13 protein-coding genes are annotated in these 13,610 nt (G+C 56.1%); 7 read left to right on the top strand and 6 right to left on the bottom strand.

Features of this window, described 5'->3' with window-relative positions; genetic code table 11:
* Positions 1–6: 6 nt before the first annotated feature.
* The 4 genes from hpf (at position 7) to npr (ending at position 2,037) form a co-directional block, all read left to right on the top strand.
* Positions 7–294 carry a ribosome hibernation promoting factor gene (gene hpf / locus IM314_RS11600; RefSeq protein ID WP_014171818.1) on the top strand — a complete coding sequence of 96 codons (288 nt, stop codon included), beginning with the start codon at positions 7–9 and terminating at the stop codon, positions 292–294.
* A gap of 82 nt (positions 295–376) precedes the next feature.
* Positions 377–868, top strand: a complete 492-nt coding sequence (gene ptsN / locus IM314_RS11595) for a PTS IIA-like nitrogen regulatory protein PtsN (RefSeq protein WP_008501443.1) — start codon at positions 377–379, stop codon at positions 866–868.
* A gap of 45 nt (positions 869–913) precedes the next feature.
* A complete protein-coding gene (rapZ, locus tag IM314_RS11590; protein ID WP_014885397.1) occupies positions 914–1,768 on the top strand; it encodes an RNase adapter RapZ in 855 nt (284 codons plus the stop codon).
* Positions 1,765–2,037, top strand: coding sequence for a PTS phosphocarrier protein NPr (gene npr / locus IM314_RS11585; protein WP_025756690.1), 273 nt, complete (start codon positions 1,765–1,767; stop codon positions 2,035–2,037). Before rapZ ends, npr begins: the two co-directional genes overlap by 4 nt.
* Before the next feature lie 38 nt (positions 2,038–2,075).
* On the opposite strand, the gene mtgA is transcribed toward npr, so the two are convergent.
* From mtgA to IM314_RS22125, 6 genes are all read right to left on the bottom strand, one after another.
* Positions 2,076–2,801 (bottom strand): monofunctional biosynthetic peptidoglycan transglycosylase, encoded by a 726-nt coding sequence (mtgA, locus tag IM314_RS11580; RefSeq protein ID WP_028014572.1) that lies wholly within the window; start codon positions 2,799–2,801, stop codon positions 2,076–2,078.
* Positions 2,798–3,451: an isoprenoid biosynthesis glyoxalase ElbB gene (gene elbB / locus IM314_RS11575; protein ID WP_193359017.1), complete on the bottom strand. Its 654-nt coding sequence runs from the start codon at positions 3,449–3,451 to the stop codon at positions 2,798–2,800. Before elbB ends, mtgA begins: the two co-directional genes overlap by 4 nt.
* Positions 3,452–3,683: 232 nt before the next feature.
* Complete coding sequence (gene arcB / locus IM314_RS11570; protein WP_028014574.1) at positions 3,684–6,017, bottom strand: aerobic respiration two-component sensor histidine kinase ArcB; 2,334 nt, start codon at positions 6,015–6,017, stop codon at positions 3,684–3,686.
* A 135-nt stretch (positions 6,018–6,152) separates the two neighbouring features.
* The gene (gene lptG, locus IM314_RS11565; RefSeq protein ID WP_028014575.1) at positions 6,153–7,235 is read right to left on the bottom strand and encodes an LPS export ABC transporter permease LptG; all 1,083 of its coding nucleotides are present in this window, start codon (positions 7,233–7,235) and stop codon (positions 6,153–6,155) included.
* Positions 7,235–8,335 (bottom strand): LPS export ABC transporter permease LptF, encoded by a 1,101-nt coding sequence (gene lptF / locus IM314_RS11560; protein ID WP_028014576.1) that lies wholly within the window; start codon positions 8,333–8,335, stop codon positions 7,235–7,237. The genes lptG and lptF overlap by 1 nt, the downstream gene beginning before the upstream one ends.
* A 63-nt stretch (positions 8,336–8,398) precedes the next feature.
* The gene (locus IM314_RS22125) at positions 8,399–8,458 is read right to left on the bottom strand and encodes a hypothetical protein (protein WP_213743486.1); all 60 of its coding nucleotides are present in this window, start codon (positions 8,456–8,458) and stop codon (positions 8,399–8,401) included.
* Between the two features lie 143 nt (positions 8,459–8,601).
* Here IM314_RS22125 and pepA point away from each other — a divergent pair, with 143 nt between their 5' ends.
* The 3 genes from pepA to IM314_RS11545 all read left to right on the top strand — a co-directional run bounded on the left by pepA (position 8,602) and on the right by IM314_RS11545 (position 13,529).
* Positions 8,602–10,113 carry a leucyl aminopeptidase gene (pepA, locus tag IM314_RS11555; RefSeq protein WP_028014577.1) on the top strand — a complete coding sequence of 504 codons (1,512 nt, stop codon included), beginning with the start codon at positions 8,602–8,604 and terminating at the stop codon, positions 10,111–10,113.
* A 117-nt stretch (positions 10,114–10,230) separates the two neighbouring features.
* Entirely contained in the window at positions 10,231–10,674 is a 444-nt protein-coding gene (gene holC / locus IM314_RS11550) for a DNA polymerase III subunit chi (protein WP_045630734.1), read from the top strand.
* Complete coding sequence (locus IM314_RS11545) at positions 10,674–13,529, top strand: valine--tRNA ligase (RefSeq protein ID WP_045630735.1); 2,856 nt, start codon at positions 10,674–10,676, stop codon at positions 13,527–13,529. The genes holC and IM314_RS11545 overlap by 1 nt, the downstream gene beginning before the upstream one ends.
* Positions 13,530–13,610: the final 81 nt, after the last annotated feature.

Here is a 13,610-nt window from a genome sequence, read left to right as displayed (position 1 = left end):
GACACTATGCAGCTCAATATCACAGGACATAACGTCGAGATTACTGAGGCTTTACGTGACTTCGTGAACGCTAAGTTCGCGAAACTCGAGCAGTATTTCGAAAGGATCAATCAGGTCTACGTTGTGTTAAAAGTGGAGAAAGTGACTCATATCTCGGATGCAACCCTGCATGTTAACGGGGGTGAACTCCATGCCAGTGCGGAAGGGCAAGACATGTACGCGGCTATCGACGGCTTGATTGACAAGCTTGCGCGACAGCTCAATAAACATAAAGATAAACTGAAACAACACTAATTGTCCGGGCAGTTAACGGGTGCAGGACGGCCTGTTGTGAAACACAACGGGCCATTTGTACAGTTAGCGCTTAGGTGAAATTATGATGAACAACGATTCCGCTCTTCAACTGAGCAATGTCCTTAACCAGGAATGTACCCGCAGTGCCGTTCACTGCCAGAGCAAAAAACGTGCGCTGGAGATCATCAGTGAATTAGCTGCAAAACAGCTGGGCCTGCCGCCGCAGGTGGTGTTCGAAGCCATTCTGACCCGTGAAAAGATGGGCAGTACCGGTATCGGCAACGGCATCGCGATCCCGCACGGCAAGCTGGAAGAGGACACCCTGCGTGCCGTCGGTGTGTTTGTGCAGCTGGAAACCCCAATCGCTTTTGACGCCATTGATAACCAGCCCGTCGATCTCCTCTTCGCGCTGCTGGTGCCTGCCGACCAGACCAAGACCCACCTGCATACGCTTTCGCTGGTTGCTAAACGTCTGGCGGATAAAACCATCTGCCGTCGACTGCGCTCAGCCCAAAGTGATGAAGAGCTTTATCAAATTATCACTGAAGCAGAAGGCAATCAGGATGACGCATAACCAGGTGATGGCCTTCACATCTGTTGTCCTGAGGAGAAACGGAACATGGTGCTGATGATTGTCAGCGGTCGTTCAGGGTCGGGGAAATCCGTTGCCCTGCGCGCGCTGGAAGACATGGGTTTTTACTGCGTCGATAACCTGCCGGTCGTGTTATTGCCCGATCTGGCACGCACGTTAGCGGAGAGACAAACCTCCGCCGCCGTCAGTATCGACGTTCGTAACATGCCGGAATCGCCAGAGATCTTCGAACAGGCAATGAGTAACCTGCCTGACGCGTTCTCGCCTCAGCTGCTGTTCCTTGATGCCGACCGCAATACCCTGATCCGCCGCTACAGCGACACCCGTCGTCTGCACCCGCTTTCCAGCAAGAATCTTTCGCTGGAGAGCGCCATCGACGAAGAGAGCGATCTGCTTGAGCCGCTGCGCTCTCGTGCCGATCTGATTGTCGACACCTCAGAGATGTCCGTTCACGAGCTGGCGGAAATGCTGCGAACCCGGCTGCTGGGCAAACGCGAGCGCGAGCTGACGATGGTGTTCGAATCTTTCGGCTTTAAGCACGGTATTCCGATTGATGCGGACTATGTTTTCGACGTGCGCTTCCTGCCGAACCCGCACTGGGATCCCAAACTGCGTCCAATGACCGGTCTGGATAAGCCCGTGGCGGCGTTCCTCGACCGACACACAGAAGTTCACAATTTTATCTACCAGACGCGAAGCTACCTTGAGCTATGGTTACCTATGCTGGAGACAAACAATCGTAGCTACCTGACGGTGGCGATTGGCTGTACCGGCGGTAAACATCGTTCGGTCTACATCGCCGAACAGCTGGCCGACTATTTCCGCTCGCGCGGTAAGAACGTTCAGTCCCGTCATCGCACGCTGGAAAAACGTAAAACATGACCGTAAAACAAACCGTTGAGATCACCAATAAGCTGGGCATGCATGCACGCCCGGCGATGAAGCTGTTTGAGCTGATGCAGGGTTTCGATGCAGAAGTGCTGCTGCGTAATGACGAAGGCACCGAAGCGGAAGCCAACAGCGTTATTGCGCTGCTGATGCTGGACTCCGCCAAAGGGCGTCAGATTGAGGTTGAAGCCACCGGTCCTCAGGAAGAGGAAGCTCTGGCAGCGGTAGTTGCGCTGTTTAACGCCGGGTTCGACGAAGATTAGGCCTGCTATTCTGGCGGGTGGCGCTGCGCTTACCCGCCCTACATTAACGCATTTCTCTCCATAAACCCTTCCCCACCCAGCTGGCGCATCTGGCGCATGATCCACGCCTGACGGCTTCGCACGTACCCTGACGGGGCGCTGGCCTTGAAGCGGACAGGATTAGGCAGAACAGCCGCGAGCAGCGCCGCCTCCGACATGCTCAGCCTGCTGGCAGGTTTATTAAAATAGCGTTGTGATGCAGCTTCGACACCAAATACCCCGTCGCCGAACTCGGCGATATTAAGGTAAACGGTCAGAATACGCTTTTTGCTCCAGACCGTTTCCATGCCCAGGGTCAGACCCGCTTCCAGCCCTTTTCGCACCCAGCTTCGCCCATCCCACAGGAACAGGTTTTTAGCCGTCTGCTGCGACAGCGTTGACGCACCGCGCACGCGGTTTTCGTGACGTTCGTTATGGGCCAGCGCCTTTTCAATCGCAGCCACATCGAACCCCCAGTGCTCCGGGAATTTTTGATCTTCCGCCGCGATAACCGCCAGCCCCATGAACGGAGAAATTTCATCCATGCTCACCCAGTCAGAATGGGCAACATAGCCGAAATCACCGGAGAACCACGCGCTAAGCTGGCGCTCAACCATGACCGCTGAAAACGGTACCGGCAAAATGCTGAACACGGCCAGCCCGCCTCCCCAGAACACCGCCAGGACGAGTACGATGCGGAAAAGAAGGCGTTTCACCCATGCGCCTGCGGAAAACTGACGTCTCATTCCGTCAGCACCAGCACCCGGGCGACCAGCTTTTCAATGCCCACGGCGGCTTCCGCAATATTCTTCGCCAGCATATACGCGGGCGTGGTGACAACTTTGTTGTCCTCATCCACCACAATGTCATCGACCGGGCACGGAACGTGTTCGCCCCCCATATCCTCGACGACCTCTGCGGTATCAATATCGGTTCCGATCGTCAGCCGTAACGGAAAATCGAAAATATTTGGCAGCATGGCCGGTGCAATACAGATAAAGCCCAGCGGCTTGCCCGCGGCATGCATCGCCAGCGTCAGCGCTTTGAGATCAGGGGCCACCGTGCATGCGGCACCTTCGGCTGCAAAGGTGCTGAGATTTTTCGCGGCGCCGAAGCCGCCCGGCACAATGAGCGCATCCAGTTCAGCGGCATCTGCCTTCGCCAGCGGATGAATCTCTCCCCGGGCAATACGCGCGGCTTCAATCAGCACGTTACGCGTTTCGGCCATCGGCTCGCCGGTCAGATGGTTAATCACATCCGACTGATTTTTGTCGGGTGCAAAACAGATTACCTCTGCTCCCTGTTTTGTCAGGGCCAGCAGCGTGATTACGGCTTCATGTATTTCTGAACCATCAAAAACACCGCATCCGCTCAGGACAACACCAATTTTTTTCATCTTGACGATCCTTCTTTGCAACTCGCTGAAGCACATTAATAATTTTGATTAAAACGCTATGCTTCACACATTTCACTGATTCATGTAACAAACCATTTAAGATTTGCTATCTTATCTGCGTGCGGCCTAAATTTTTACGGCGGCGCCCATTAGAAAATTACTTTAAAAAACAGGCGCAGCCACGATTTCCCTGGTGTTGGCGCAGTATTCGCGCACCCCGGTCTAGCCGGGGTCATTTTTTTCTGGCATCCACCCAGGCTTTAAGCACCGCAACATCGTTCTGCCACTCTTGTTTCATCTCTTCAACCCAATCACCAACGTTATCTTCCCAAGCTGGTAAATCAGGCGACTGAATCTGTTGACCCAGCTGCTGCAGATGGCGTAACCCGACCGAGCCGGCTGCGCCTTTGATTTTATGCCCTTCTTCCACGATGCCCTTCTGGTCACGCGCCGTCAGGTTTGACTCCAGCACGCTCAGATAACCCGGCATCATTTTTTCAAACACCGCCAGGCCGTCGGTAATCAGTTTCGGGCCGACCAGATCGATATACTGCTCCAGCATCGCGGTATCGAGTATCGTTTGGGCTTTTGCGCTATCAACAGACGTCATGGTGCTCTCCTCTTCATCGTGGGTATCCCAGAACTTCTTGATCATGGCGGTCAGAGCAGGCACCGCCAGAGGCTTGCTGAGTACATCGTCCATACCGGCGTCGAGATACTCTTTTTTATCTTTCAGCACGTTCGCCGTCAGCGCCACCAGCGGCGGCAGTTCATCAGCCGCGTACTGACGCGTCAGTTCACGCGAGATATCCAGCCCGGTCATATCCGGCAACTGGATATCCAGCAGAACGAGGTCATATTCACCCGGTGTAAACATCTCCAGCGCGGCTTTACCGGTCATCGCGACATCCACGCTGTTGCCCAGTTTTTCCAGCACCGAGCGCGCTACAATCACGTTAAGCTCAATATCCTCAACAAGCAGGACGTGCAGCGCAGGCAGCGGCATATCGTCATTTTCAAAGGTATCCTCTACCTCTTCCGCCACCGCCGGCGCATGCACCGTCAGCGTGAAGGTTGACCCTTTGCCCGCCTGGCTGGCAACGGTGATGTCACCGCCCATACTCTTCGCCAGCCGCTTAGACACCGCCAGGCCGATTCCGGTACCAGTGGCCGGTTTTCCACCGTTGCTGTCCTTCACCTGGTAGTACATGGCGAAAATCTTGTCCTGCTCCTCCTGCGGAATACCAATCCCGGAGTCCTCCACCTCGAAGTGCAGCATGTCGCCGTCGTCATAGCGAATACGCACCGCCACCTGCCCCTTCTGGGTAAATTTCACCGCGTTGCTGATGAGGTTCCACAGGATCTGACGCAGCCGCGTGCCGTCGGTAATCACTTTATGCGGCAGCGGCAGGGTGGGCTCCATGACAAAATTCAGCCCCTTCTGCTGCGCCTGCAGACCAGACAAGTTTTCCAGATCGGCAAGGAAGCTGGTGAAATCAACCGGCTGGTTATCAAGCTGAACCTTTCGGCGCTCCATCTTATCCATGTCAATAATATCGTTGAAGATATTACCCAGCGTGACCGCCGAGACGTGAATCGTTTTGAGGTATTTTTCCTGCTCCGCGGTCAGGTCGGTATCCAGCAGAATGCGGCTCAGCCCCACAATGCCGTTAAGCGGCGTACGAAGCTCATGGCTGATGGTGGAGATGAAGGTGGTCTTGTCGCGGCTGGCGCGCTCCAGCGCATCCTGATAGCGCTTACGCTCGGTAATATCACGGCCGAAGCCCATCAGGCCGTGACGCTTCCCGACGCGGTCATAGTACGGCACCTTACGGATCTCAAAGCAGGCTTTGCGCCCGTCCGGGTAATCCAGCCACTGTTCGTAGGTCAGCGAGACGTTATGGCGGAACACTTTTTCGTCCGTCTCCATGACCTTGGCGGCCGCCTCTTCGGAGTAAACGTCCTGCGGCTTGAGGTGAATCAGCTGCTTCTCGCTTTTCCCGGTCAGGAGCTCCATCGCCCGGTTACAGCCGGAAAACTCTTTATCTTCGTTACGGTAGAATACCAGATCCGGCGAAGCGTCCAGGAACGAACGCAGGAAGGAGGATTGCTGCTCAAGCTGGATCTGCGTCACCTCGCGCTCTTTCATTTCGATTTTCAGCTGTTCCAGCGTGGCCTGACGCTCTGCCTCCGCCTTCTCACGATCTGAAATTTCCTGATTCAACTGAGCAATGTTGTCTTTAAGCTGAACGTTGAGCTTCAGGTCGCGCTCGCGCATCTCCTCCAGCTTATCGACCAGTTTTGATAAGCGCTGACGGGACTCCTCCAGCTGTTCGACCACCACGGAAAGGAAATAAACCGCCCAGGGGGTAATGAGCAGGCCGAAGAAGATAGAGCGGATAACGTCGATACTCTCGACCTGACCATGCAGAACCATCGTAACGGCCATCTGCACGACAATCGCCAGAACGACCAGCGCCAGCGCCAGCAGCATGGAGAAACGCACCAGCCCAAGCTTCATCATCAGGTCGACGTAGTACTGGGCTAGCATTCGAATTTGCTTCATAGAGGATCCCTTCACGACTTTATCGCTCAATAATACTCAAATTCGAGGCGGGACGTTGAAGGTTGTGAGAAAAAGTGCGGGGTGAAACAGGAGATTAGCCTCGCCTCCGGTTCACCGGAAGCGAGGAGAGGTCAATCAGGAGCGTTTCAGCAGCAGCCAGAGGCTGATCAGGAAGAAGCTGGCGCTCGGCAGCAGCGCACCGATAATCGGCGGGATGCCATAAACCAGCGTCAGCGGACCGAAGATCTGATCGAGTACATAGAAGACAAAGCCGAAGCTAATACCGGTCACGACGCGCACGCCCATCGGCACGCTACGCAGCGGGCCGAAGATAAACGACAGCGCCATCAGCATCATCACCGCCACGGACATCGGCTGGAAGATTTTGCTCCACATATTGAGCTGATAGCGTCCGGCATCCTGCCCGCTCGACTTCAGGTACTTCACATAGTTGTGCAAGCCGCTGATAGAGAGCGCGTCAGGATCCAGCGCAACAACCCCGAGCTTATCCGGCGTGAGGTTGGTCTTCCAGGTGCCGGTCACCGTCTGTGACCCGGTAATCTGTTTTGGATCGGTCAGGTCAGATTCATCAACCTGCGACAAACGCCACTGCTTATGTTCAGCGTCAAACTTAGCGGAAGAGGCGTGTCGGACAGACTCCAGACGGCGCTGGTCGTTGAATGCGTAGATGCTCACCCCGCCCAGTTCATCATTACCCTTTACCCGTTCGATGTAGACAAAGTTTTTCCCGTCTTTCGCCCATAAACCTTGCTGAGTCGAGAGCAGTGAACCACCGTACATTGCCTGAGCACGATAGTTACGCGCCATCTGCTCGCCCTGCGGTGCCACCCACTCGCCAATCGCCATGGTCAACAGCACCAGCGGGATTGCGGTTTTCATTACCGACAGCGCAACCTGCATACGGGTAAAGCCTGAGGCCTGCATCACCACCAGCTCGCTGCGCTGAGCCAGCATCCCCAGCCCCAGCAGCGCGCCCAGCAGAGCCGCCATCGGGAAGAAGATCTGCACATCTTTTGGCACGCTGAGCAGGGTGTACATCCCCGCCCCCATCGCGTCATAGCTGCCCTGCCCGGCTTTTTTCAGCTGATCGACAAATTTGATAATGCCGGAGAGCGACACCAGCATGAACAACGTCATCATGATGGTGGTGAAAATGGTTTTACCGATATAGCGATCAAGAACGCCAAACGCCTGCATTAGATGGCTCCTTTACGCGAGAATCGGGCACGTATGCGGCGCACAGGCACCGTATCCCACAGGTTTAATCCCAGCGCCAGTAAGATGTACAGGCTGTTAACGAACCACGTCCAGACCATCGGATCCAGCTTACCCTTCGCGCCGTTAGAGCGAATCGAGGTTTGCAGCAGGAAGTAGATCAGGTAAAGCAGCATCGCTGGCAGCATAGAGAGCACGCGGCCCTGGCGCGGGTTCACCACGCTCAGCGGCACGACAATCAGTGCCATCATAAACACGGTGAATACGAGCGTAATACGCCAGTGGAACTCAGCCCGCGCTCTGTCGGTATCGGTATTCCACAGCGTGCGCATATCCATTTGCTCGGTATCCGTCGGATCGAGCGCCACCGCCTGATGACCAATAATGGCCTGATAGTTCTGGAAATCCGTAATACGGAAGTCACGCAGCATCGCGGTGCCTTCGAAACGGGTGCCTTTATTCAGCGTGACGACCTGAGAACCGTCTTTGCGCTGAGAAAGCTGGCCAGAATCGGCAACCACCACGGACGGACGCGCGTTACCTTTAGGACGCAGCTGCGCCAGAAATACATCGTTGAATTTACTGCCGTCAACGCTCTCAATAAACAGCACGGAGTTTCCGTCAGTCGCCTGCTGGAACTGCCCCTGCGCGAGCGCCGCCATGCCGGGGTTTGCTTTCGCCTCGGCCAGCACTTCGTCCTGATGACGGGAAGACATAGGGCCCGCCCACATCACATTCACCGCCGCAACAATGCCCGTGAACAGCGCCAGTATCATCGCCGCTTTCACCAGTACGGCTTTACTCAGGCCGCAGGCATGCATCACCGTAATTTCACTCTCGGTGTACAGCTTACCGAGGGTCATCAGCAGGCCGAGGAATAGACTCAGCGGTAGAATAAGCTGCGCCATTTCCGGGATCCCCAGCCCAAGCAGGGAAAGCACCAGATTCGTTGGAATTTCGCCGTCAACGGCCGCACCGAGGATCTTAACCAGCTTCTGACAGAAAAAAATCAGCAGCAGGATGAAGAGGATCGCCAGTTGGCTTTTGAGCGTCTCCCGCACCAGATATCTTATGATTATCACTTTAAATACGCCCGTAAAAACCCGTCTCTTTGCTGGAAAATCGCTTGTTTCATGGCTTAAACGTCATTTATTCTCTTGAGTCGTCGAAATCGTCGCTAAGATTAAAACATCCGGCGGATTCACGCTTCAGGACTTTTTCTGACGTGTCGAAACCGTAGTAACGTAAGATTAACACGAAGTCACCACAACAGCGGACATGAGTTACGAAAGGTTTCAATTCTATCCGTAGCAGCCGCCGTTGTCTTTAAGATTCAGGAGCGTAGTGCATGGAGTTCAGTGTAAAAAGCGGTAGCCCGGAGAAACAGCGGAGTGCCTGCATCGTTGTGGGCGTCTTTGAACCGCGCCGACTCTCCCCGATCGCCGAGCAACTCGATAAAATCAGTGACGGCTATATCAGCGCCCTGCTGCGCCGTGGCGAACTGGAAGGCAAACCTGGGCAGACGCTGTTACTGCACCATGTTCCGAACGTCCTGTCAGAGCGTATTCTGCTGATTGGCTGCGGCAAAGAGCGCGAGCTGGATGAACGTCAGTATAAGCAGGTTATTCAGAAAACCATTAATACGCTGAATGACACCGGTTCAATGGAAGCCGTCTGCTTCCTGACCGAGCTGCACGTCAAAGGCCGTAACACCTACTGGAAAGTGCGTCAGGCCGTCGAAACGGCAAAAGAGAGCCTTTACAGCTTCGATCAGCTTAAGACCAACAAAAGCGAGCCGCGTCGCCCGCTGCGCAAAATGGTCTTTAACGTGCCAACCCGTCGCGAACTGACCAGCGGCGAGCGCGCCATCCAGCATGGTCTGGCGATTGCCGCCGGTATTAAAGCGGCAAAAGATCTCGGCAACATGCCGCCAAACATCTGTAACGCCGCCTACCTCGCCTCTCAGGCGCGCCAGCTGGCTGACTCCTACAGCAAAAACGTCATCACCCGCGTCATCGGCGAACAGCAGATGAAAGAGCTGGGGATGCACTCTTATCTGGCGGTGGGTAACGGCTCGCAGAACGAATCCCTGATGTCGGTCATCGAATACAAAGGCAATCCGTCTGAAGACGCGCGTCCGATCGTGCTCGTCGGTAAAGGGCTGACCTTTGACTCCGGCGGTATCTCCATCAAGCCTTCAGAAGGCATGGACGAGATGAAGTACGACATGTGCGGCGCGGCGGCGGTTTACGGCGTCATGCGCATGGTTGCGGAGCTTCAGCTGCCCATCAACGTAATCGGCGTGCTGGCAGGCTGCGAAAACATGCCTGGCGGTCGCGCGTATCGTCCGGGCGACGTCCTGACCACCATGTCCGGCCAGACCGTTGAAGTGCTGAATACCGACGCCGAAGGCCGTCTGGTACTCTGTGACGTGTTGACCTACGTTGAGCGCTTCGAGCCAGAAGCGGTTATCGACGTGGCCACCCTGACCGGTGCCTGCGTGATTGCCCTGGGCCATCACATCACCGGCCTGATGTCGAACCACAACCCGCTGGCGCACGAGCTTATCGGCGCGTCCGAGCAGGCCGGTGACCGCGCATGGCGTCTGCCGCTGGGTGACGAGTATCAGGAACAGCTGGAGTCTAACTTTGCGGACATGGCTAACATTGGTGGTCGTCCTGGCGGGGCTATCACCGCAGGCTGCTTCCTGGCGCGCTTTACCCGCAAGTACAACTGGGCGCACCTGGATATCGCGGGGACCGCATGGCGCTCCGGTAAAGCCAAAGGCGCTACCGGACGTCCGGTGGCCCTGCTGTCGCAGTTCCTGCTTAATCGTGCGGGTTTTAACGGCGACGAGTGATGTAATGTGCCGGGTGGCGGCTTCGCCTTACCCGGCCTACACGCCACTCAACCGTAGGCCGGGTAAGCGAAGCGCCACCCGGCTTTGCATTTAAATCCACGACAAGAAGCCCCATATATGAAGAATGCAACGTTCTACCTTCTGGACAACGACACCCATCAGGATGGCCTCAGCGCCGTTGAACAGCTGGTGTGTGAAATTGCCGCAGAACGTTGGCGCGCAGGTAAACGCGTACTGATTGCCTGTGAAGATGAGTTGCAGGCGATTCGCCTGGATGAAGCGCTATGGGCGCGCCCGCCGGAAAGTTTTGTTCCGCATAACCTGTCGGGCGAAGGTCCACGCGGCGGGGCACCGGTCGAAATTGCCTGGCCGCAAAAGCGCAACAGCAGCGCGCGCGATATTCTCATTAGCCTGCGGACAGACTTTGCAGATTTTGCCACCGCTTTCACAGAAGTGGTAGACTTTGTCCCTTACGAAGAATCCTTGAAACAACTGGCGCGCGAACGCTATAAAGCGTACCGCCTGGCCGGTTTTAACCTGAATACGGCAACCTGGAAATAATGGAAAAGACATATAACCCACGCGATATCGAACAGCCGCTTTACGAGCACTGGGAACAGCAGGGCTATTTCAAGCCTAACGGCGACGAAAGCAAAGAGTCCTTCTGCATCATGATCCCGCCGCCGAACGTCACCGGCAGTTTGCATATGGGGCATGCTTTCCAGCAGACCATCATGGACACCATGATCCGCTACCAGCGCATGCAGGGCAAAAACACCCTGTGGCAGGCGGGGACTGACCACGCGGGTATCGCGACCCAGATGGTGGTTGAGCGTAAAATTGCCGCTGAAGAAGGTAAAACTCGTCACGACTACGGTCGCGATGCGTTCATCGACAAAATCTGGCAGTGGAAGGCAGAATCCGGCGGCACCATTACCCGTCAGATGCGCCGTCTCGGCAACTCCGTGGACTGGGAGCGCGAGCGCTTCACCATGGACGAAGGCCTGTCCAACGCCGTAAAAGAAGTGTTCGTCCGTCTGTACAAAGAAGACCTGATTTACCGCGGCAAACGCCTGGTAAACTGGGACCCGAAACTGCGCACCGCAATTTCTGACCTGGAAGTGGAAAACCGCGAGTCCAAAGGCTCCATGTGGCACATCCGCTATCCGCTGGCCGATGGCGCAAAAACCGCAGACGGTAAAGATTACCTGGTGGTGGCGACCACCCGTCCGGAAACCCTGCTGGGCGATACCGGCGTGGCCGTTAACCCGGAAGATCCGCGCTATAAAGATCTGATCGGCAAATTTGTGGTGCTGCCGCTGGTGAACCGCCGCATTCCGATTGTTGGCGACGAACACGCCGACATGGAAAAAGGCACCGGCTGCGTGAAAATCACCCCGGCGCACGACTTCAACGACTATGAAGTGGGTCGTCGTCACGCCCTGCCGATGATCAACATTCTGACCTTCGACGGCGATATCCGCGAAAGCGCAGAGGTGTACGACACCAAAGGCAACGAATCCGACGTTTACTCCAGCGAGATCCCGGCGGAGTTCCAGAAGCTGGAGCGCTTTGCCGCACGTAAAGCCATCGTAGCCGCCGTTGATGCCCTCGGCCTGCTGGAAGAGATTAAGCCTCACGATCTGACCGTGCCGTACGGCGACCGTGGCGGCGTGGTTATTGAGCCAATGCTGACCGACCAGTGGTACGTCCGTGCCGACGTGCTGGCAAAACCGGCTGTGGAAGCGGTTGAGAACGGCAGCATTCAGTTCGTGCCGAAGCAGTACGAAAACATGTACTTCTCCTGGATGCGCGACATTCAGGACTGGTGTATCTCCCGTCAGCTGTGGTGGGGTCACCGCATCCCGGCATGGTACGACAACGAAGGAAACGTCTACGTTGGCCGCAGCGAAGATGAAGTGCGTCAGGAAAACAACCTGAGCGCTGACGTTGCCCTGCGTCAGGACGAAGACGTGCTGGATACCTGGTTCTCCTCCGCGCTGTGGACCTTCTCCACCCTCGGCTGGCCGGAAAACACCGACGCGCTGCGTCAGTTCCACCCTACCAGCGTAATGGTGTCCGGCTTCGACATCATCTTCTTCTGGATTGCCCGCATGATCATGATGACCATGCACTTCATCAAAGACGAAGACGGCAAGCCGCAGGTTCCGTTCCATACCGTCTACATGACCGGCCTTATCCGCGACGACGAAGGGCAGAAGATGTCCAAGTCCAAGGGCAACGTGATTGACCCGCTGGACATGGTTGACGGGATCTCCCTGGAAGACCTGCTGGAAAAACGTACCGGCAACATGATGCAGCCGCAGCTGGCTGAGAAAATCCGCAAGCGTACCGAGAAGCAGTTCCCGAACGGGATCGAATCTCACGGTACCGACGCCCTGCGCTTCACCCTGGCGGCGCTGGCCTCTACCGGCCGCGACATCAACTGGGACATGAAGCGTCTGGAAGGTTACCGTAACTTCTGTAACAAGCTGTGGAACGCCAGCCGCTTCGTGCTGATGAACACCGAAGATCAGGACTGCGGCTTCAACGGCGGCGAGATGACCCTGTCTCTGGCGGACCGCTGGATCCTGGCGGAATTCAACCAGACGGTGAAGGCGTTCCGCGAGGCGCTGGACAGCTACCGCTTCGACATCGCGGCGGGCATTCTGTATGAATTCACCTGGAACCAGTTCTGTGACTGGTATCTGGAGCTGGCGAAGCCGGTCATGAACGGCGGTTCTGAAGCAGAGCTGCGCGGCACGCGCAACACGCTGATTACCGTCCTGGAAGGCCTGCTGCGCCTGGCGCATCCGGTTATTCCATTCATCACCGAAACCATCTGGCAGCGCGTGAAGGTCATTGCGGGCATCAACGCCGATACCATCATGCTGCAGCCGTTCCCGGAATTCGATGCGGCTAAGGTTGATGAAGCCGCGTCAGCGGATACCGAGTGGCTGAAGCAGGCGATCGTTGCGGTACGTAACATCCGTGCCGAAATGAACATCGCCCCGGGTAAACCACTGGAGCTGCTGCTGCGCGGCTGCAGCGACGCTGCCGTTCGTCGCGTCACCGAGAACAACACCTTCCTGAAAACCATGGCGCGTCTGGAAAGCATCACCGTGCTGCCTGCCGATGACAAGGGTCCGGTTTCCGTGACTAAAATCATCGACGGTGCGGAGCTGCTGATCCCGATGGCAGGCCTGGTCGACAAAGACGCAGAGCTGGCGCGTCTGGCGAAAGAAGTGGCGAAGGTCGACGTGGAAATTGGCAAAATCGAAAGCAAGCTGGCGAACGAAGGCTTTGTTGCCCGCGCGCCGGAAGCGGTCATTGCCAAAGAGCGTGAGCGTCTGGTTGCCTTCGCCGATGCGAAGACCAAACTGATCGAGCAGCAGGCCGTTATCGCGGCCCTGTAATGCTTTTACCCCTTACGCTTCAGGGCGTAAGGGGTAACCTTCCTGAAAACTCCTCGCTTGCACTCCCTTTTCTGCGGTGCT

It is taken from the genome of Enterobacter cloacae complex sp. P42RS (assembly GCF_014930595.1).
In the GTDB taxonomy this organism is placed as follows: Bacteria; Pseudomonadota; Gammaproteobacteria; order Enterobacterales; family Enterobacteriaceae; genus Enterobacter; species Enterobacter bugandensis.
The sequence above is the reverse complement of the archived record's forward strand: the minus strand, read 5'-3'. Positions and strand labels throughout refer to the sequence as shown.

Excerpts from the sequence above, each read along its gene's own strand:
- elbB (WP_193359017.1), bottom strand. The coding sequence starts at position 3,451 with ATGAAAAAAATTGGTGTTGTCCTGAGCGGATGCGGTGTTTTTGATGGT.
- hpf (WP_014171818.1), top strand. The coding sequence starts at position 7 with ATGCAGCTCAATATCACAGGACATAACGTCGAGATTACTGAGGCTTTA.
- mtgA (WP_028014572.1), bottom strand. The coding sequence starts at position 2,801 with ATGAGACGTCAGTTTTCCGCAGGCGCATGGGTGAAACGCCTTCTTTTC.
- rapZ (WP_014885397.1), top strand. The coding sequence starts at position 914 with ATGGTGCTGATGATTGTCAGCGGTCGTTCAGGGTCGGGGAAATCCGTT.
- ptsN (WP_008501443.1), top strand. The coding sequence starts at position 377 with ATGATGAACAACGATTCCGCTCTTCAACTGAGCAATGTCCTTAACCAG.
- IM314_RS11545 (WP_045630735.1), top strand. The coding sequence starts at position 10,674 with ATGGAAAAGACATATAACCCACGCGATATCGAACAGCCGCTTTACGAG.
- holC (WP_045630734.1), top strand. The coding sequence starts at position 10,231 with ATGAAGAATGCAACGTTCTACCTTCTGGACAACGACACCCATCAGGAT.
- lptG (WP_028014575.1), bottom strand. The coding sequence starts at position 7,235 with ATGCAGGCGTTTGGCGTTCTTGATCGCTATATCGGTAAAACCATTTTC.
- pepA (WP_028014577.1), top strand. The coding sequence starts at position 8,602 with ATGGAGTTCAGTGTAAAAAGCGGTAGCCCGGAGAAACAGCGGAGTGCC.
- arcB (WP_028014574.1), bottom strand. The coding sequence starts at position 6,017 with ATGAAGCAAATTCGAATGCTAGCCCAGTACTACGTCGACCTGATGATG.
- npr (WP_025756690.1), top strand. The coding sequence starts at position 1,765 with ATGACCGTAAAACAAACCGTTGAGATCACCAATAAGCTGGGCATGCAT.